21 protein-coding genes are annotated in these 16,767 nt (G+C 64.3%); 4 read left to right on the top strand and 17 right to left on the bottom strand.

Translation table 11 applies throughout. The features are described 5' to 3' along the window. Nucleotide 1: 1 nt before the first annotated feature. Complete coding sequence (locus M0208_RS14490; RefSeq protein WP_258892381.1) at nt 2–1,084, bottom strand: fatty acid desaturase; 1,083 nt, start codon at nt 1,082–1,084, stop codon at nt 2–4. A 119-nt stretch (nt 1,085–1,203) separates the two neighbouring features. Between M0208_RS14490 and M0208_RS14485 the strand changes: the two genes are divergently transcribed. Continuing rightward, the gene (locus M0208_RS14485) at nt 1,204–2,358 is read left to right on the top strand and encodes an N-acetyltransferase (protein WP_258892380.1); all 1,155 of its coding nucleotides are present in this window, start codon (nt 1,204–1,206) and stop codon (nt 2,356–2,358) included. 3 nt (nt 2,359–2,361) lie between these two features. Here the strand turns inward: M0208_RS14485 and M0208_RS14480 are convergent, their stop codons facing one another. From M0208_RS14480 to M0208_RS14435, 10 genes are all read right to left on the bottom strand, one after another. Beyond that, nucleotides 2,362–2,610: a hypothetical protein gene (locus M0208_RS14480; RefSeq protein WP_258892379.1), complete on the bottom strand. Its 249-nt coding sequence runs from the start codon at nt 2,608–2,610 to the stop codon at nt 2,362–2,364. 55 nt (nt 2,611–2,665) lie between these two features. Further along, on the bottom strand, nt 2,666–2,920 hold the full coding sequence (locus tag M0208_RS14475; protein ID WP_258892378.1) for a hypothetical protein: 255 nt from the start codon (nt 2,918–2,920) through the stop codon (nt 2,666–2,668). A 197-nt stretch (nt 2,921–3,117) separates the two neighbouring features. Beyond that, nucleotides 3,118–3,888 carry an exodeoxyribonuclease III gene (gene xth / locus M0208_RS14470; RefSeq protein ID WP_258892377.1) on the bottom strand — a complete coding sequence of 257 codons (771 nt, stop codon included), beginning with the start codon at nt 3,886–3,888 and terminating at the stop codon, nt 3,118–3,120. 10 nt (nt 3,889–3,898) lie between these two features. Next, nucleotides 3,899–4,237, bottom strand: coding sequence for an iron-sulfur cluster insertion protein ErpA (erpA, locus tag M0208_RS14465; RefSeq protein WP_258892376.1), 339 nt, complete (start codon nt 4,235–4,237; stop codon nt 3,899–3,901). A gap of 43 nt (nt 4,238–4,280) precedes the next feature. After that, a complete protein-coding gene (locus M0208_RS14460) occupies nt 4,281–5,477 on the bottom strand; it encodes a M23 family metallopeptidase (RefSeq protein WP_258892375.1) in 1,197 nt (398 codons plus the stop codon). Between the two features lie 247 nt (nt 5,478–5,724). Continuing rightward, nucleotides 5,725–6,171, bottom strand: a complete 447-nt coding sequence (locus tag M0208_RS14455; protein ID WP_258892374.1) for a peroxiredoxin — start codon at nt 6,169–6,171, stop codon at nt 5,725–5,727. Further along, nucleotides 6,155–8,827, bottom strand: a complete 2,673-nt coding sequence (locus tag M0208_RS14450; RefSeq protein WP_258892373.1) for a bifunctional [glutamine synthetase] adenylyltransferase/[glutamine synthetase]-adenylyl-L-tyrosine phosphorylase — start codon at nt 8,825–8,827, stop codon at nt 6,155–6,157. The genes M0208_RS14455 and M0208_RS14450 overlap by 17 nt, the downstream gene beginning before the upstream one ends. 256 nt (nt 8,828–9,083) lie before the next feature. Further along, nucleotides 9,084–9,728 carry a sigma-70 family RNA polymerase sigma factor gene (locus tag M0208_RS14445; RefSeq protein ID WP_258892372.1) on the bottom strand — a complete coding sequence of 215 codons (645 nt, stop codon included), beginning with the start codon at nt 9,726–9,728 and terminating at the stop codon, nt 9,084–9,086. 108 nt (nt 9,729–9,836) lie between these two features. Then, nucleotides 9,837–9,980 carry a hypothetical protein gene (locus tag M0208_RS14440; RefSeq protein WP_258892371.1) on the bottom strand — a complete coding sequence of 48 codons (144 nt, stop codon included), beginning with the start codon at nt 9,978–9,980 and terminating at the stop codon, nt 9,837–9,839. Nucleotides 9,981–10,042: 62 nt separating this feature from the next. Beyond that, complete coding sequence (locus M0208_RS14435) at nt 10,043–10,840, bottom strand: response regulator (protein ID WP_258892370.1); 798 nt, start codon at nt 10,838–10,840, stop codon at nt 10,043–10,045. A gap of 8 nt (nt 10,841–10,848) precedes the next feature. Here M0208_RS14435 and M0208_RS14430 point away from each other — a divergent pair, with 8 nt between their 5' ends. The 3 genes from M0208_RS14430 (at nt 10,849) to M0208_RS14420 (ending at nt 13,257) form a co-directional block, all read left to right on the top strand. After that, complete coding sequence (locus tag M0208_RS14430) at nt 10,849–11,265, top strand: NepR family anti-sigma factor (RefSeq protein ID WP_258892369.1); 417 nt, start codon at nt 10,849–10,851, stop codon at nt 11,263–11,265. A gap of 14 nt (nt 11,266–11,279) precedes the next feature. Beyond that, on the top strand, nt 11,280–12,866 hold the full coding sequence (locus M0208_RS14425) for a sensor histidine kinase (protein ID WP_258892368.1): 1,587 nt from the start codon (nt 11,280–11,282) through the stop codon (nt 12,864–12,866). Between the two features lie 283 nt (nt 12,867–13,149). Beyond that, nucleotides 13,150–13,257, top strand: a complete 108-nt coding sequence (locus M0208_RS14420) for an entericidin A/B family lipoprotein (RefSeq protein WP_408988154.1) — start codon at nt 13,150–13,152, stop codon at nt 13,255–13,257. Between the two features lie 69 nt (nt 13,258–13,326). On the opposite strand, the gene tatC is transcribed toward M0208_RS14420, so the two are convergent. The 6 genes from tatC to M0208_RS14390 all read right to left on the bottom strand — a co-directional run bounded on the left by tatC (nt 13,327) and on the right by M0208_RS14390 (nt 16,673). Further along, nucleotides 13,327–14,097, bottom strand: a complete 771-nt coding sequence (gene tatC / locus M0208_RS14415; protein ID WP_258892366.1) for a twin-arginine translocase subunit TatC — start codon at nt 14,095–14,097, stop codon at nt 13,327–13,329. After that, the gene (gene tatB, locus M0208_RS14410; protein ID WP_258892365.1) at nt 14,094–14,540 is read right to left on the bottom strand and encodes a Sec-independent protein translocase protein TatB; all 447 of its coding nucleotides are present in this window, start codon (nt 14,538–14,540) and stop codon (nt 14,094–14,096) included. Before tatB ends, tatC begins: the two co-directional genes overlap by 4 nt. A 47-nt stretch (nt 14,541–14,587) precedes the next feature. After that, a complete protein-coding gene (locus M0208_RS14405; RefSeq protein WP_258892364.1) occupies nt 14,588–14,830 on the bottom strand; it encodes a twin-arginine translocase TatA/TatE family subunit in 243 nt (80 codons plus the stop codon). A gap of 26 nt (nt 14,831–14,856) precedes the next feature. Beyond that, nucleotides 14,857–15,432: an SMC-Scp complex subunit ScpB gene (scpB, locus tag M0208_RS14400; protein ID WP_258892363.1), complete on the bottom strand. Its 576-nt coding sequence runs from the start codon at nt 15,430–15,432 to the stop codon at nt 14,857–14,859. Further along, nucleotides 15,429–16,151: a ScpA family protein gene (locus M0208_RS14395; RefSeq protein WP_258892362.1), complete on the bottom strand. Its 723-nt coding sequence runs from the start codon at nt 16,149–16,151 to the stop codon at nt 15,429–15,431. The genes scpB and M0208_RS14395 overlap by 4 nt, the downstream gene beginning before the upstream one ends. A gap of 264 nt (nt 16,152–16,415) precedes the next feature. After that, the gene (locus tag M0208_RS14390) at nt 16,416–16,673 is read right to left on the bottom strand and encodes a hypothetical protein (protein ID WP_258892361.1); all 258 of its coding nucleotides are present in this window, start codon (nt 16,671–16,673) and stop codon (nt 16,416–16,418) included. Between the last annotated feature and the right edge of the window lie 94 nt (nt 16,674–16,767).

Genomic DNA, 16,767 nt, shown 5'->3' with positions numbered 1-16,767 from the left:
TCTATTTGGCGCGGACCATCGTGCTGCGCCCGATCTTCCACACCAGCCCCGGCAAGCCTTTATAGCTTGCCTTGTGATAAGGGGATTCCCTTTCGAGCGCGGCGGAAATGCGGCGGTGCGCCTCGCCGAGCGCATGATACGGCAAACCCGGCAGCAGGTGATGCAGCGCGTGATACCGCAGCCCGACCGGCGCCCACAACGCAGGCAGCAAAGTCGGCGGCGGCACGTTGACCGTGTCGAGATATTGCGCGGTGACGGTCATCGCCTCGCCCTCATTCTCCCACAGATGCGCGACGAGCGTACGGACCTGATTGAGCACCGCGACGCCCGACGCGACCGCCAGCAGGATCGCGAACGCACGCAGCGGGAGTACACCGGTCGCGACCAGCACGATCAGCGCGATCGCCCAGATGCTCGCGGCGATCTCGATCCGGGTCCATTGCGCCTTGAAATCGCCATCGGGCATCCGGCGGCGGAACGACGGGTTGATCGCCAGCGCCGAATAACGCTCGACCACGATGCGGCGCAGCGGCGGGATGATCGCCGACAGCGGCGACAGGATAGCATAGCGGAAGATCAGCGCGATCGGGGCCAGCGCCGACACGACGATGAACAGCGGCAGCGTCCACGGCTTCATCAGCGCGAGCGGGAGATATTCGGGATCTTCCGCCGTGCCATATCGCGTGCGCGCGTGGTGGAGGGTGTGGACGCCTTCGTACATGAACGACGGCACCAGCATCGGCACGCCGATCAGCGCATTCCACGCGGTGCGAAAGCCGGGCAGCGACGCATGCTTGATATGGGTCAGTTCGTGGATGAAGCTGAGCGCGCGATAAAGTCCCAGCACCGCAAGGACGCCCGCGCCGATCGCCAGCGCGGTCGGCCCCACCATGATCGCTGTGACCAGACCGGCATAACCGACGACGACCGACGCGATGAAGTCGCCCCAGTAAATCGCCGACCGCGGCGCATTCAGTTCGCGCGTCAGTTCCGCCGCCGTACGCAGCATCGTCCGGTCGTCGGCGATCACAGCACGCGTCGCAGGGGCGGCTGCCGGTCGATCGAACGTGAGCGTGGTATCCATAACTCTGTCCATTGCCTGCAGATAATGGCGGCAGCGTGACCTTTACAGACCCCTTGCTCTATGCGCGCCATGCAGAACGCCACTCGCCATGATCGAATGCCCCGATTAGGAAGCCCGCGATGGCCAGCAGCTTAACGATCCGACCCGTCCTGACGAAGCGCGACCGCAAGGCCTTCGTCGACCTTCCCTTCCGGCTCTACGCCGACGATCCGCATTGGATTCCGCCGCTGAAGGGCGAGGCGATCGGGCTTATTACACCCGAAAAGAATGGCTGGTTCAGCCATGCGACGGCGCAATTATTCCTGGGCGAGCAGGGCGGACGCGTCGTCGGGCGAATCTCCGCGCATATCGACACCCTTGCGCTGACGATGCCTGCCGAACAGGGTTTCGGGCCGGGTTGCGGGCAATGGGGCCTGATGGAGGCCGAAAGCGAAGACATCTTCGCCGTGCTGATTGCCACGGCAGAGGAATGGCTGCGCGAACAGGGCATGAAACGCGTCCTCGGTCCGATCAGCATGTCGGTGTGGGAGGAGCCGGGCCTGCTGATCGACGGCTTCGATCATGCGCCGACCGTGATGATGGGTCACGCGAAACCTGAGTACCGCGGCTGGATCGAGGCGGCCGGCTATGCGCCGGTGAAGCAGCTTTTCACTTATGAACTGGATATCACCAAACCCTTCCCGCCGATCGTGAACCGTATCATCCAGTCAGGTGAGAAGAACCCACGGATCGTGGTGCGCAGGGTCGACAAGTCGAAATTCGAACAGGAAGCAGCGATCATCCTGTCGATCCTGAACGATGCCTGGTCCGGCAATTGGGGCTTCGTCCCCCTCACCCCGCCCGAGATCGCCGATGTCGGCGTGAAGTTGAAGCCGATCGTGTTCAACGACTTGATCCGCATCGCCGAACTAGACGGCCGACCGGTCGCGTTCATGATCACGCTTCCTGATCTAAACGAGGCGATCAAGCCGCTGAATGGCAGTTTGTTCCCGTTCGGCTGGGCGAGGCTGCTGTGGTGGCTGCGTGCGCCGCAAGTGCGAACGGTGCGCGTGCCGTTGATGGGGGTCATCAAGGAATTGCAGGCGTCGCGCATGGCGAGCCAATTAGCCTTCATGCTGATCGAGTATATCCGGCGCGCCGCGGTCGAGAACTACGGCGCGGTGCGCGGCGAGATCGGCTGGATCCTCGACGACAATCAGGGAATGCGATCGATCGCCGAGACGATCCAGTGCGACATCAACAAAACGTATCAGATCTACGAAAAGACGCTCTGAACGTCAGCCGATGATCGGCTCCAGTCCGAGTTTTCGCCAATCGGCGAGCGTTCTGCATACACGGCGAGGGTTGTCCGGATCGGTCATCCGATCGTCGAAACAATAGCGCCGCTCGGCGCGGACGCGTCGCGGGCGTGCCGGCGCGGTTAGCGCGATGGTCAACATGGTACGATCGGACCCGCGCGCATCCGCGTCGATCACGGCCGCGCCGGTCGACAGGGACACCAGCGCAGCGGCGGTAAGGATCAACATGGCAACCTCCTTCGATCGCGCCGGCCCGGCGCTGCGCCGGGCCGGCGGTTGGCGCTCACTTGGGGTCGAGCGGGTCGAAGCCTTGCTTCAACCAGTCGGCGCGGGTGCGGCATTCTTTCCGCTCGATCCGCGAACCGGTCGGCGTCTCCACGATGCAGTAGCGCCGGGCTTCGTTCTGCGCGCCGGACGCCGCAGTCGTACCCGACGCGGCGGATGAGTTTACCGACGCGCGCGCCGGTTCGGCCATCGCGGGTGCCGCCGCAACGCCGCACGAAAGCGCCAGACCACTGGCGATCACGAGAGTTTTCATGACTTGCATCCTTTCACGAGTCCGCAGCGCTATCTGCTGCTGACCGTGTCAGTGCATTAGTCATGCCATACACTGAAAGACTTAGTTTTCAGATATTTAGCAAATTCATCGACTGGTGCGATGTGCCAAACCTTAGGCAGATATACCGACTACAAGTGTAATCCACCATCCGTCCAGAAAATGTTCTAAGCAACTCGCTACCGAAGTGTGACCCAAGTCGGCGCATGATCGCTCGCCTTCTCGCGCCCGCGATATTCCTTGTCGACGCCTGCATCGATCAGGCGGTCCGCAGCAGTCGGGCTGAGCAACAGGTGATCGATGCGAAACCCCGCATCGCGTTGCCACGCGCCAGCCTGATAATCCCAGAACGTCCACATGCCGCCATTCGGATGCCGGGTGCGCAACGCGTCGGTCCATCCCTGCGTGACGAGCGATCGATACCCCGCACGACTTTCTGGCTGCATCAACGCGTCGTCCTGCATCGCGCGCACGGAATAGGTGTCATCGTCGTTCGGGATGACGTTGTAATCGCCCGCCAGGACCGCGAGCGTTTCATCGGCCAGCAACGCCTGCGCGCGCGCGCGGAGCCGATCGATCCACCGAATCTTATAGTCGAATTTCGGCCCCGGCCGGGGGTTGCCATTGGGCAGATAGATTGACGCGACCACCAGTCCGCCGACGTCGCATTCGAGGTAACGGCTGTGTTCGTCCTCTGGCTCGCCTTCCAGTCCGCGCAGGCGCTCGACCGGGTCGATGCCCTTCGCCAGCACCGCGACGCCGTTCCAGCTCTTCTGCCCGTGCCACACGACACCATAACCCGCGTCACGAATATCGTTCTCGGGAAAGGTTTCGTCGCTGGTCTTCAATTCCTGCAGACACACAACGTCGGGCTGCTGCTCGGCCAGATATTCCAGCAGACGCGGAAGCCGAGCCTTGATGCCGTTGATGTTGAAGGTGACGATTTTCATGCGCGCGGTATCACACCGCGAAGCTAGTCCCGCAACCGCAGCCGCTGGCCGCATTGGGATTTTCAACCTTGAACGCCGCGCCGCCGAGCGACTCCACGTAATCGACCGCGCACCCGCGGACGAGATCGAGGCTCATGTCGTCGACCAACAGCCGCACGCCGTCGGTTTCGGCGATCGCGTCGCCAGGCTCGGGCGCATCGGCGAACCCGAATTTATACTGGAAGCCCGAACAGCCGCCGCCTTCGACCGACAGCCGCAGGATCGCGGGTTTACCTTGTTTCGCCGCGATCGTCGCGACACGCGCGGCGGCGGCGGAGGTCAACGCGATGTCGGTAGCTAATGTCGCCATGCCGCAGAGATAGGCCCTCGCCCGCGCCGCGGCAACCGGACGATCAATCCTGGGCGGCGGGTCCGCCGGCCGCGACGGGAATCTGGCCGACAGCCTGATCCTTCGACGCCAGCAGATAGTCGGCGGTGGTCAGGAACGGCACCGGATTGACCGCATGGCCATCGATGCGGACCTCGTAATGAAGATGCGGGCCGGTCGAGCGGCCGGTCGAACCCATCAGGCCGATCATCTGCCCGCGACGCACGCGACCGTTGGCGGTCACCATGATCTTCGACAGATGGCCGTAGCGGGTCGAAATCCCCTTGCCGTGGTTCACCTCGATCATGTTGCCATACCCGCCCTGACGATCGGCGTGGCTTACGATGCCATCGGCAGTGGCGTAGATCGGCGTGCCGGAAGGGCCAGGAATGTCGACGCCGGCATGCATCGCGGCTGTGCCGCGGAACGGATCGCTGCGGATGCCGAAATTGCTGGTGAAGGTCAGGTGCTGGACGGGCTGCACCGATGGGATCGAGATTACGCCCTGTTCAAGCGTATCGAGCTTCTTCCAGGTCATGAACAGCGACCGGAACTGCTGATCGGCGGAAAGATCGGCGGTCGCCTCTGCGCTGCTCGCCGGGATCAGCGGACCGCCCATCGCCCCCACAGGCAGGCGACGCACGACGCGGTCGGGGCGGAGGCCGAGCTTGCGAATCTGCTTCGTCGCCATCGCGTAGCGTCGATCGAGCATTTCTTCCGCGGCGGCGGCCAGCGCGACCTGGCGCGCCTCGACTTTCTTCAGCGGCGCAATCGCGTGTGCCGCGACGCGGTCGGCGACGGGATCGATCGCCAGCGTCGCGAGCGCCAATTTCTTCGCATCGCCCTTGCCGGTCATCGCGGCGGCGATCAGCGCCTGACGCTGCTCGATGCGGTCGGCATGCGCCTGCGCGGTCTGGCGGATCGTCGCGACGCGCGCCTGCATCGACGCGACCTTGCGCTCCATCTGCTTCAGCCGCGCTTCGGAAACGGCGGGGGCGACGATACCGGCGGCGGTAGCGGCTTCGGTCGAGGCCTGCGCCGCGCCATAGCCGGCGAGCAGCAGAACCGCGGCGGCGGTTCCGGCGGTGACGCCCTGAACCGCGCCGCCGACGCGAAAGCGCCGCAAGGTACGGCCATCATGGAAGATCAGATCACGCGCGGTGAAAATGGAACGTGCTCGCTCGGTTAGACGGGCGACCGGCGTGTTGGACAAATTGGTCATCGAACCCCGATGCGATAATTATCGAACGAACGACGGGATCCCGCCGTCCGCTAACGCGAACTATAGCCTGGATCGCGACCCCCGCGCCCTGACGATGGTTACTGACCAGCCCGGACGCCCCAAGGCAAGTCCATCATGACGGTCTCGCGTCAAACCGGGAGAGTCATGCGCCGAAGCGTTGGAACGAAGCCCTGCAACCCGCGGAAATGACGGCCATCAGGGCGCGGCGCGCGTGATTTCGCGCCGTTCAAAGCGCTTTCGCGGCGGCCAGAACGGCGTCTGCGTGACCCGGCACTTTCACCTTACGCCAGTCGTTTTTCAGCGCGCCATCGCCGTCAAACAGGAAGGTCGAACGCTCGATCCCCATATATTTCTTGCCGTACATCGATTTTTCGACCCACACGCCGAACGCCTCGCAAACGCTGCCGTCTTCGTCGCTCCCCAGCGGCACCGACAGGTCATATTTCGCCGCGAACTTCGCGTGGCTTTTCGGGCTGTCCTTCGACACGCCGAGCACCGTCACGCCCGCGGCGGCGAAATCGCCCGCCAGCGCAGAGAAATCCTGCGCCTCACGCGTGCAGCCCGACGTATCGTCCTTCGGATAGAAATAAACGACCAGCGGCAGCGGCAGATCGCGCAGCTTCAGCGGCGCGCCATCGGCCCCGGTCAGCGTGACGTCAGGCATCGTATCCATCGCTCAACTTCCTCCATGCCGCCGCCACGTCGTGCCGCGTCGACGCAAACCCCGCAAGCACCGCGCCCCAATCCGCCAGCCCCAGCGCGCGCGCGATCAACGCCCGTGTCGCATCGGCTGCGGGTTCCTGCGCATCGGGCGCGACGAGCCGAAGCGTCACGAGCAAACGTGTCAGCAGATCGTGCGCCGCGCCCATCCCCGGCGGCAGCAGACCACCCAACGCGGCGATCGCGCGATCGAGCGCGGGATCGAAGCCGGTGCGACGCGACAGTTGCGTCGCGTGGACGACGAACTCCAGATCGACCAGCCCGCCTGGCAGCAGCTTCGCATCGAGCGGCCCCGCTGGCGGCTTGTGCGCCGCCATCTCGGCACGCATCGCGACCGCGTCGGCGATGACATCACGTTCGCCGTTAGCCGCCAGCACCTCGGCGATGATGGCGCAAACCTGAACTCTCGCCGTCTCCGACCCGAACACCGGCCGAGCGCGCGTCAGCGCCATATGCTCCCACGTCCACGCCTCTTCGTGCTGATAGCGCGCGAAGCTGTCGAACGTCACCGCCAGCGGGCCTTGCGCACCCGAAGGACGTAGCCGCGTGTCGATCGGATAGAGCGGCCCGGCCGCGGTCGCGACCGACAACGCGCCCGTCACGCGCTGCGCCAGCCGGTTGTAGTACAGCGTCGCGCCAAGTGGTTTCGCACCATCGGATTCAGCCGAGAAATCACCGGTAAAAAGATAGATCAGGTCGAGGTCGGATGCGTGCGTCAGCGCCCCGCCCCCAAGCCGCCCGAGCGCCAGAATAACAAATTCGCTGTCCGGAACACGGCCGTGTGCGCGCGTGAATTCCGCGACGGTCTCCGCGGCCAGCACCTCGATCGCCGCCTCCGCCACACGCGAATAGCCATGCGAAACCGCCAGCGGATCGGCCGCGCCGGCGACGATCTGCGCCCCAAGCGCAAACCTCTTGTCGCCTACGATGCGCCGCACATGATCGAGCCGCGCCTGATAGTCCGCGCCGCGCTCCCCGCGCCGCATCTCGTCCGCCAGTTCGGCGACCGATCCCACCGCGTCGAACGCGCTGGCATCGATCAGTCCATCAAGCAGATCGGGGCGACGCGCCAGTTCGTCGGCCAGCGTCGGCGCGTGGCTCAGCAACGCCGCAAGCAGCGCCGCAAGACCGGGCCGCGCCTCCAGCAGGCGGAAGATGTTGATCGCGCTCGGCAGCCGCTCGAGCAGGGTATCGAGCCGGATGAGCGCCGCATCGGGTGCGGGAGCCTCGGCGAACGCGGCGATCAGGCTGGGCAGCACCGCCTCCAGCGCGGCTTGCGCTGCAGCGCTGCGCAATGCGGGATAACGACCCGCACGCCATGCCTCGACCCGCGCCGCGGCCTTGTCGTCGAGCCCCGCAGCGGCAAGCTGTTGCCGCAGGCAATCGCCATCGACTGACAGCGTATCGCCCCTTGCAGGTGCGAGCCCGTCAAACACTGCCGCTACACGCGCGACGTGCGGTGCGAGCAACTTCAGCAGCGCCGCGCCGTCCTGCAGACCATGAAGCTGCGCCACATTGTCGAGCGCCGCACCGGTCGGCAAATGGTGCGTCTGCCGATCGTCGATCATCTGAACGCGGTGCTCGATCGTGCGCAGCAATTCATAGGCTTCGACCAGCGCGGCTGCATCGTTCGCATCGATCCGCCCCGCAGCCGCCAACGCCCGCAGCGCGCCGCGCGTATCAGGCACGCGGAGCGTCGCGTCGCGGCCGCCGTGGATCAATTGATGGATCTGCGCGAAGAATTCGATCTCCCGGATGCCGCCGCGCCCGCGCTTCAGGTCGTATCCGGGGCCGAACGCCTGCCCCTGCGCGTGATGGTCGCGTATCCGCTGCGTGATCGCGACGATTTCCCCGATCGCACCGAAATCGAGACTGCGCCGCCACAGGAACGGGCGGATCGCGGTCAGGAAACGCTCGCCCAGCGCCACGTCGCCAGCGCAGGCGCGGGCGCGGATGAAGGCGGCGCGTTCCCACGGCAGCGCCTGCGATTCATAATACGTGATCGCTGCCTCGACCGGCAGCGCGATCGGCGTCGCCTCGGGCGTCGGGCGCAGGCGCAGATCGACGCGCAGCACATAGCCGTCACCGTCGCGCGCCTGCAGCAGCTCGACCACGCGCTTGCCGATCCTGACTGCGGCCTCGATCGGCTCCTCACGCGGACGCGTCGGCAGCGTGTCGGGATCGAACAGCAGGATCGGATCGATATCGGAGGAATAGTTCAGCTCGCGGCTGCCTTGCTTCCCCAGCGCGATCGCGACGAAGCCGCGCGGTTCCGCGCCCGGCGTGCGCTCCTCGATCGCCGCACGGATCGCGACGTCCAGCGCTTGGTCGGCAAAGTCGGTCAGCGCGCCGGTAACCGCGCTCAGATCGAGCGATCCCGCCAGATCGCCGACCGCCACCGACAGCGCCAGCCGACGCCGCGCAAGGCGGAGAGAACGGGCGATGGACTGTGTTGCATCCATGGTCGGTGAGGTTCGGCCATAGCGTCCGGCGTCCAGTTCAGCCGCAATTTCAGGCTCGCGATCCAACAGCATTGAAAGGAACGGCGAATGCCCGCGCGCACGCCCTGCCGCTTCGGTAATTGCCGCCAAAACGACTGTTTCCGTCATGCCGCGATCGGCTGTTCATTGCTGCACTGTGTCACCCGACGAAACTTACCGCCGCCTCGGTCGTTTTTACAATCATGACGCGGATGGACCAACTCGGACACACGGAGCAGCATGGCGGATATGTCGTGCGCCGCCCACGTGCGACCGACGCGATCGGTCTGACGTTGAGCCTGGCATTCGCTAACGAGGCAGATCTGCCAAGCGATATGCAACGTTCGCTCGACGCAATCGACCGCCGCGAACGAAACTGACGAACTCAGCGGTCGCGGCTGAGTTCGTCGACCTCGCCCATGATCTCGTCCAGCGTCGTCATCCCCGAATCGTTGTGATGGTCGCGTCGTGATGTCAGGTCGGTACCACTCATCAACGCCTCTAGCGCGACTCGCCCGCGTGCAACGCGGCTTTTGATCGTACCTACCGCCACGCCGCAAATTTCGGCAGCTTCTTCGTAAGCGAACCCGCCCGCACCAACCAGGATCAACGCTTCGCGCTGCGGCTGCGGCAAATGCAACAACGCGCGCTGCATGTCGGCGAGTTCGACATGCTTGTCCTGGCTCGCCGGCGCCGCGAGCAAGCGATCGGCAACCAGATCGTCCCACTCACCTTTGAAGCGTGACCGGCGCATTTGGGACAAATACAGGTTACGCAAAATGATAAATGTCCACGCCCGCATGTTGGTGCCGGCCTGAAAACGTTTGCGCGCGGCCCACGCCTTCAACAACGTTTCCTGCACGAGATCGTCGGCGAGATCGCGATTACCGGACAGCGACCGGCCGAACGCGCGCAGGTGGGGAATCACCTGCGCGAGTTGCGTCTTGAACTCGGGATCGGATAGCGCGACGTGCTCGACCGGCGCGGCGATTTCCGCGTCGTCGTCTTCGCGCATTTCTGCTTGCGTCATGCCGCTTCGATCATCCCCGTCGCGCCGATGGCGGCGCGACCTCCAGTCTCATGATAGGTGCGGCCAGCCGCATTTGCCAGCCGATACATCGATGTACGGGTCGCCTACTTACTGCCGCGCGAAGATCAGGAAGGCGAAGATCGCAACCACCAGAACGAGCGAGATCCCCAAGATATAGCGCGTCATGTGCGGGGTCGCCCCGCCGCGCGCATCGTCGGAATCGATATGAACCTGTTTTTCGTCGTCAGCCATGCAAGCTTAACCCCCCAGAGAATGTTTTGGGTCCGTATCGATCCCGCGAATTGAACAGTTTCCTATTCGACCGGGGCGGTGGATTGATCGAAGAACAGCGCCTGGCTGATCGCGGCCTTCACGGTCGACCGCTGGAACGGCTTCGTGATCAGGAACGTCGGTTCCGGACGTTCGCCGGTCAGCAGGCGTTCGGGGAAAGCGGTGATGAAGATCACCGGCACTTGGAATTCGGCGAGAATGTCCTTCACCGCGTCGATGCCCGAACTGTCGTCAGCCAGTTGGATGTCGGCAAGAACGAGACCAGGCCGGTCCTGCATCGCCAGTGCGACGGCTTCGTCGCGAGTCACTGCTACACCGGTCACTTCGTGGCCGAGATCGCGCACGATCGTCTCGACGTCCATCGCGATGATCGGCTCGTCCTCGATGATCAGCACGCGCGCGCGGGTCTGGTTCTCGATTTCCGATAGCGCGTCGGCGACGAGCGATTCGACCTCGGCCGGCTCAACCTCGATCAGATAGGCTGTATCCTCCGGCGTGAATCCTTCCATCGCGGTCAGTAGCAGCGCCTGTCGCGACAGCGGCGTCATACGGGAAAGGCGCGCCCGAGCGATCGATTCCTGATCGTCGCCAAAGCCGTCGTCGGCATCGTCCTCGAAGTTGGTCGACGCCCAGATCGCCTGAAACGTACGGTACAAGCCGAGCCGCGGATCGACGTCACGCGGAAATTCCGCCGGCGCGGCGACGATCGCTTCTAATGTCGCGCGAACATATTTGTCGCCGTGGGACTGACTGCCAGTGAGAGCACGGCCGTAGCGCCGCAGAAACGGAAGGTGAGGCGCGAGTTGTTGTCCAAGCGACATGAGCCGAAATGTCTCCCTTTTCGAATACCGCCGCGATGTGCGCGCCCGGCCCCGACTTATCAATGCGTTTTCGGCGATTTTCCCGTACGATCGACCGCAATTCGGCGATCGACGAATTTCCTCGCCGGACAGTGGAACCATCAACACGCTCTTTTGTTTCATTGTCTCGCTTGCATGTTGCACATGCGGGCAGTCCGGCCGTATCCGGGCGAATTCAGGGACCGCCCGGCAACGATCCGGGCTTCGCCGGGGGGTTTGTGTTGAGTTCGGGCCACGAAGAAAAGAAGTCGGACCGAAAGAAGGGCGTGCCGCCCGTTCAATCGAAGGATCGTGACATGGGGTCGGCGCTGCGCTCGATCTATCAGAAGACGATCGAAGAAGCGGTTCCCGACGAAATGCTTTCGCTGCTCGGCAAGCTGGACTGAGTTCCCGGTCCGATATGGAACCGATAGCTGACGATCCCCGGATCGGCACGGCGCCCTCCAGCGCGCTCGCACGTTGGCCGACCGGGGCGAAACTGTTTCTTATCCTTTCAGTAGCGCTGCTCCCGCTCGCGTTAATCGCGATTTTCGCAACCCTGAAAACCACCCAGATCGCCGAAACAGAGACGCGTTCGCGCCTGCGCGTCGCCGCGGTGGAAAGCAGCCGGGCGATCGCGATCGAACTGATCGGCGACATGACGGCGCTGCGCGTTGCGGTCGATGCACTCGAGCGCGACGCCGCCGATGCGCCGAGTTGCGCGCGCGCGCAGGGTGTCTTCGCGCAGCAGGCGGCGAATGGCGTGCGCTTTGCGATCTTCGATCGACTTGGCCGCCCGGTGTGCGGCGCCGCCTTCTCCGGTGCGACCGATACCGCCCAAGCGGCGCGCGAAGCCGCCGTTGCGGGTCATCTCGTTCCGGGCGAAGGCCTGCTGCTCGGAGTCGCCGGCCGGGCGCGCACCGTTTCGGCGGCGGCCTATTTCCCCGGCCCGTTTCTCGCCCGGTTGAGTGAACCCAGCGGTTTCGCCTCGCCCTATGCCGCCACGTTGGTGCGTGACGGCGACGGGCTTATATTGCGACCGTTGCCCCGGATGAGCACGCTGGAGCGGCGCGAAACCAGCCGCATCGAACTCGGCATCGCCGATCTGGTGCTGGATATGCAGGTACGCGCCGCGCCGATCACGTCTCCGCTGGTGATCGCGCTGATGCTGCCGTTCCTGATGTGGGCGGCGGCGGCCGGGATATCGTGGTTTGTCGTGGACCGGCTGCTGATCCGCCCCTTGCGTCACCTGCGCGCCGGGATCGCCGCGTTCACGCCGGGCGACGAAGCCGACGCCGCTCTGATCCGCGGATTGCCGGCACAGGAAATCCGCGAACTGGCCGACACCTTTCGCGCGTTGACCCGAACGGTCGCGATCCACGAGGCGGGGCTCGCGGAGGGTCTTGTACGCCAGACGCGACTGACGCGGGAGGTCCACCACCGCGTCAAGAATAACCTGCAGGTGATCTCCAGCCTGATCAACCTTCACGCCCGCAGCGCGAAGACGCCCGAGGCGCTGCAGGCCTATGCCTCGATCCAGCGCCGCGTCGATGCGCTCGCGGTCGTCCACCGCAATCATTTCGCCGAGATGGAGGACAATCGCGGCCTCGGCCTGCGATCCGTCATCGGCGAACTCGCCTCCAACATCCGCGCCACCGCTCCCGAAGGAAGCCGGCTCGCGATCATGCTCGACGTCGACGCCTATTTCGTGTCGCAGGATACCGCAGTGGCAATCGCCTTCCTCGTTACCGAGACGATCGAACTGGCGATGAGCTGCGACGCCGCGGCGCACATGCGCGTGTCGGTGAAGCCAGGCGCGACCGAAGATCGCGCCGTCCTGCGCATCTCGTCACCGGCGCTGATCGAAGGTGAAGCGCTGCGCGATGGTTTGGCGCAGCGGTACGGACGCGTGATGGAGGGTTTGTCGCGCCAGTTGCGTTCGCCTTTGCACCACGACCCGCTTTCTGGCGCCTATGAAATTGCGATTGTGGTGATCGGACGCGACTAGACGATTTTTTTCTGCGTTGGATGGAACCGACATTCGACAGGTCCGTTCTACTGTTCGGATAGCGACATTATGCCCCCCCGCTCTCGCTATCCAAGTCATAGGCCCGGAAACGTCAACCCTCCCCCCCGGTGACGTTTCCGGGTCTTATTTTTTGCAATCCTGACGGATGTCGGACGCGACGTGAAATCGAAGCGGTTGCGGAACGATATTCCGGGACGCGCATTTGCACCGAGGCAGTCATGCCCGGTTTCGAAAGGTAAATTTCATGCGCAAGATCGTTTCCATGCTCGTCGTCGCCAGCGCACTCGTCGTGTCGGCGTGCAACACCGTCGAAGGCGCCGGCAAGGACGTCCAGTCGGCCGGTCAAGCAGTGGAGAAGGCTGCGGACTGATCGTCCCACCTTTGCGGCTTCTGGGGCGGGTCGAGCGAAAGCTTGGCCCGCCCTTTTCGTTTGCGCCGACTATTCGCCGGGCTCTAGCGCAACTTCAGCTTCACGCGCGCGGCGGCGTTCGGTGAACCAGATCGCGATCAGCGCGAATTCGTAGAGAATGCACAAAGGTATCGCGAGCAGCAGTTGCGACCCGACATCTGGGGGCGTCAGCACCGCCGCGATGGCGAAGGCGGCGACGATCGCGTAGCGCCGCGCGCCGACCAGTTGCTTGCGGGTCACGATCCCGGCGCGCTCCAGCAGCATCAGCAAGACCGGCAGCAGGAAAGCGATCCCGAAGCCGAACAGGAATTGCATGATGAACGACAGATAATTGCCGATCGCAGGCAGCGCCTCCTGACTGATCCCCCCGACGTCGCCCTGAAAGCTGAGCAGGAAGTGAAGCGCCATCGGCACCGCGATGAAATACGCCATCGATGCGCCCATGCCGAACAGCACCGGCGTCGCCAGGATGAACGGCAGCAGCGCGCGCTTTTCCTTCCGGTACAGGCCGGGCGCGATAAACTGCCACAATTGGTTCGCGATTACCGGGAACGACAGCATCATCGCGGCAAAGAACGCGACCTTGATCTGGACGAAGAACGCCTCGAAAATCTGCGTATAGATCAGCTTCTTTTGCCCCACCGCCAGCAGCGGCTGGACAAGGAACGCGAAGATATTTTCCGCGAAGTAATAGCAGACGAAAAACGCCAGCAGGATCGAGCCGACGCACCACAACAGCCGACGGCGAAGCTCGATCAGGTGATCGAGCAAAGGTGCGCGGGTGTCGTCGAGATCCTTCACGACGCCGCACCGTGCGAAGGTTTATCAGAGTGTTCGGGACCGCTTTCCCGCGAAGGCGATGCGTCAGCGGCAGGTCGCACCAAAGGCTGTTCGACCATCAACGGCAATGGGGGCTGATCGTCGTCCATGGCCGTCGTGCCCGGCTCGACGGGAGCCGGATCATCCGCCGGAACCGGTGCGGCCAGCGCGGCGGTGGCAGTTGCGGGTGCGCTATGTTCGCGCATGATCCGCTCGTTTTCCTCCTGCCACTTCTTTTCCATTTCGGCGAGTTCGGCCTCGCGCACCATTTCGTCGAAGCCCGCGCGGAATTGACGCGCGACGCCGCGCGCCTTGCCGATCCAATATCCCGCGACGCGCAGCGCCTTGGGCAGATCCTTCGGCCCGATGACCAGCAGTGCGACGACTGCGACCACCGCCATTTCGGTCAGGTTGAAATCAAGCATCGACGGCCTTCGCGCGGGGTTGGTCGCGGCGAATCAGCGCGCGTGGATCAGCGCGGCGCCTTCTCTTCGTGGATCACGGTTTCGCTGGCGGGACGCGCTGCCTGCTGCGCCTCGATCCGGCTGGCGGGCTTGGCGGCGGCGGCCTCTTCCTCCTCCTCCGACATGCCCTTCTTGAAGTTCTTCACGCCCTTTGCGACGTCGCCCATCATGCTCGAGAAACGTCCGCCGCCGAGCAGCAGAATCGCGACGACCGCGAGAATGAGGATATGCGGAAGGCTGAAACCGCCCATGGGTAATCTCCTGAAGTCCGCTCTATCTAGTCTTCCTCTCCCTCCTTTTCTACAGTGAGTTGATCGAAAGCGAGATCGACCGGATCAAGCAGCCCCGCAGCGCACAGGTCGTCGATACCGGGCAGATCACGACGGCTCGCCAGTCCGAAATGAACGAGAAATTCGGTCGTCGTCGCATAGGTGAGCGGGCGTCCCGGCATGTCGCGCCGTCCTGCGGGGCGAATCCAGTTCGCCTCCATCAGCACGTCCAGCGTGCCCTTGGATATCTGCACCCCGCGAATCGCCTCGATCTCCGCGCGCGTGACGGGTTCGTGATACGCTACGATCGCCAGCGTCTCGATCCCGGCGCGACTGAGCTTGCGCGCCTCCTCGCGGTCGCGACGGAGCAGGTGCGCCATGTCGGCGGCGGTCTGGAACTGCCAGCGCCCGCCGCGCTCGACCAGATTTACCCCGCGCCCCGCATAATCGGCTGCGATCTTATCCAGCGCGGCGCGCACGTTGCCCGCGCCGGTGTGCGCCGCGATCGTGTCGACCGTCAGCGGTTCGGCGGCGGCGAACAGCACCGCCTCCACCGCGCGCGCCAGATCATCGGGCGGCGTCATGCGGGCGCGCGCAGATAAAGCGGCGCGAACGGTGCGTGTTGGCGCAATTCGACCCGCCCCTGCCGCGCCAGCTCAAGCGAGGCGACGAAGCTGGACGCCAGCGCCGATTTACGGAGCGGACCATCGTCATCGGGCAGGAACGCCTCAATCGTGCGCCACTCGATCGCCTGACCGATCAGCGCCGAAACGCGCGCGATCGCCGCCTCCAGCGTCATCACCTGCCTATCGGCGACGACGTGCATCACCGGCCGCGTGCGGGCCGAAATCCGGCCATACGCCGCGATCAGATCGTAGATTTCGGCCTGCCAGCGCGCCTTGCGCACCGTCCGCAGCCCCTCCGCCGCATCGCGCTTGAACACATCGCGCCCGACCCGGTCGCGCGCCATCAGCCGCGCCCCCGCCTCACGCATCGCATTCAGCCGTTCGAGCCGCAGTTGCAGCCGCAGCGCTAGTTCTTCGGGGCTCGGCTCGACCTCGGGATCGCGCGGTAGCAGCAGCGCCGATTTCAGATACGCCAGCCACGCCGCCATCACGAGATAGTCCGCCGCCAGCTCCAGCCGCAACGCGCGCGCCTGATCGACGTAGCCAAGATATTGCTCGACCAGCGCGAGGATCGAAATCTCGCGCAGGTCGACCTTCTGCGCCCGCGCGAGCGCCAGCAGGAGATCGAGCGGCCCTTCCCAGCCGTCCAGATCGAGAGTTAGCGTGTCGTCGGTCACGCGGCGCGCGCCCTTGGTTCGCGGGTCGTCGATCCGGCGCGCGTGGGCCGCGGCGACCGCGAATGTTGAGAATGTTGAGACGCTGGTACGATTTTGTGTGCGCCGACGGGGTGACGTGGCCGGGCCGAGGGGGCGGGCGAAATGGGGTCGGCACGACGGCGGGTCATCCCGTCATGCTGACAGATCGCGGCGATGTAGGACAGTCTGGCGCGGACATGGCCGGGATTGGTGGTCAGACAGGCCGCTTTTAGCTCGATCCGCTGGTTAGCGAGCATTCTGCTTCGTGCCTGCCGATGTCGTCGGCCAAAACAATGCCCCGAACATTCCCGTCAAAGCTACCCCCGACATGCCCAGAAAGATCGGAAAAGCAGGGTCGTCCAGCCGAAGAGACGCAAACATCAAAGCGCTCGAGATCAATGCCAATACTCCCGCGAGAGTAGGCCTGTGCGTCTTCAAATAGGGTGATACCCAAACCGCCGTCGCCCAAATCAGCGGCGGCGTAATCAGCGCCGGCCAGTCCATTCCGGCGTCTCCTTTCGGGCCACCATCCGCGTTTTCCTACATGATGCCGATCTGCTAGGGGTTTCTGGCTGTTTCTCATCGCTGGATGACGACG

Source organism: Sphingomonas sp. SUN019 (assembly GCF_024758705.1).
Taxonomy (GTDB): Bacteria; Pseudomonadota; Alphaproteobacteria; order Sphingomonadales; family Sphingomonadaceae; genus Sphingomonas.
Note: the sequence above shows the minus strand (reverse complement) of the source record. Positions and strands in the feature narration are given on the sequence as shown.

Excerpts from the sequence above, each read along its gene's own strand:
- M0208_RS14490 (WP_258892381.1), bottom strand. The coding sequence starts at position 1,084 with ATGGATACCACGCTCACGTTCGATCGACCGGCAGCCGCCCCTGCGACG.
- M0208_RS14485 (WP_258892380.1), top strand. The coding sequence starts at position 1,204 with ATGGCCAGCAGCTTAACGATCCGACCCGTCCTGACGAAGCGCGACCGC.
- M0208_RS14480 (WP_258892379.1), bottom strand. The coding sequence starts at position 2,610 with ATGTTGATCCTTACCGCCGCTGCGCTGGTGTCCCTGTCGACCGGCGCG.
- M0208_RS14475 (WP_258892378.1), bottom strand. The coding sequence starts at position 2,920 with ATGAAAACTCTCGTGATCGCCAGTGGTCTGGCGCTTTCGTGCGGCGTT.
- xth (WP_258892377.1), bottom strand. The coding sequence starts at position 3,888 with ATGAAAATCGTCACCTTCAACATCAACGGCATCAAGGCTCGGCTTCCG.
- erpA (WP_258892376.1), bottom strand. The coding sequence starts at position 4,237 with ATGGCGACATTAGCTACCGACATCGCGTTGACCTCCGCCGCCGCCGCG.
- M0208_RS14460 (WP_258892375.1), bottom strand. The coding sequence starts at position 5,477 with ATGACCAATTTGTCCAACACGCCGGTCGCCCGTCTAACCGAGCGAGCA.
- M0208_RS14455 (WP_258892374.1), bottom strand. The coding sequence starts at position 6,171 with ATGGATACGATGCCTGACGTCACGCTGACCGGGGCCGATGGCGCGCCG.
- M0208_RS14450 (WP_258892373.1), bottom strand. The coding sequence starts at position 8,827 with ATGACGGAAACAGTCGTTTTGGCGGCAATTACCGAAGCGGCAGGGCGT.
- M0208_RS14445 (WP_258892372.1), bottom strand. The coding sequence starts at position 9,728 with ATGACGCAAGCAGAAATGCGCGAAGACGACGACGCGGAAATCGCCGCG.
- M0208_RS14440 (WP_258892371.1), bottom strand. The coding sequence starts at position 9,980 with ATGGCTGACGACGAAAAACAGGTTCATATCGATTCCGACGATGCGCGC.
- M0208_RS14435 (WP_258892370.1), bottom strand. The coding sequence starts at position 10,840 with ATGTCGCTTGGACAACAACTCGCGCCTCACCTTCCGTTTCTGCGGCGC.
- M0208_RS14430 (WP_258892369.1), top strand. The coding sequence starts at position 10,849 with ATGTCTCCCTTTTCGAATACCGCCGCGATGTGCGCGCCCGGCCCCGAC.
- M0208_RS14425 (WP_258892368.1), top strand. The coding sequence starts at position 11,280 with ATGGAACCGATAGCTGACGATCCCCGGATCGGCACGGCGCCCTCCAGC.
- M0208_RS14420 (WP_408988154.1), top strand. The coding sequence starts at position 13,150 with ATGCTCGTCGTCGCCAGCGCACTCGTCGTGTCGGCGTGCAACACCGTC.
- tatB (WP_258892365.1), bottom strand. The coding sequence starts at position 14,540 with ATGCTTGATTTCAACCTGACCGAAATGGCGGTGGTCGCAGTCGTCGCA.
- M0208_RS14405 (WP_258892364.1), bottom strand. The coding sequence starts at position 14,830 with ATGGGCGGTTTCAGCCTTCCGCATATCCTCATTCTCGCGGTCGTCGCG.
- scpB (WP_258892363.1), bottom strand. The coding sequence starts at position 15,432 with ATGACGCCGCCCGATGATCTGGCGCGCGCGGTGGAGGCGGTGCTGTTC.
- M0208_RS14390 (WP_258892361.1), bottom strand. The coding sequence starts at position 16,673 with ATGGACTGGCCGGCGCTGATTACGCCGCCGCTGATTTGGGCGACGGCG.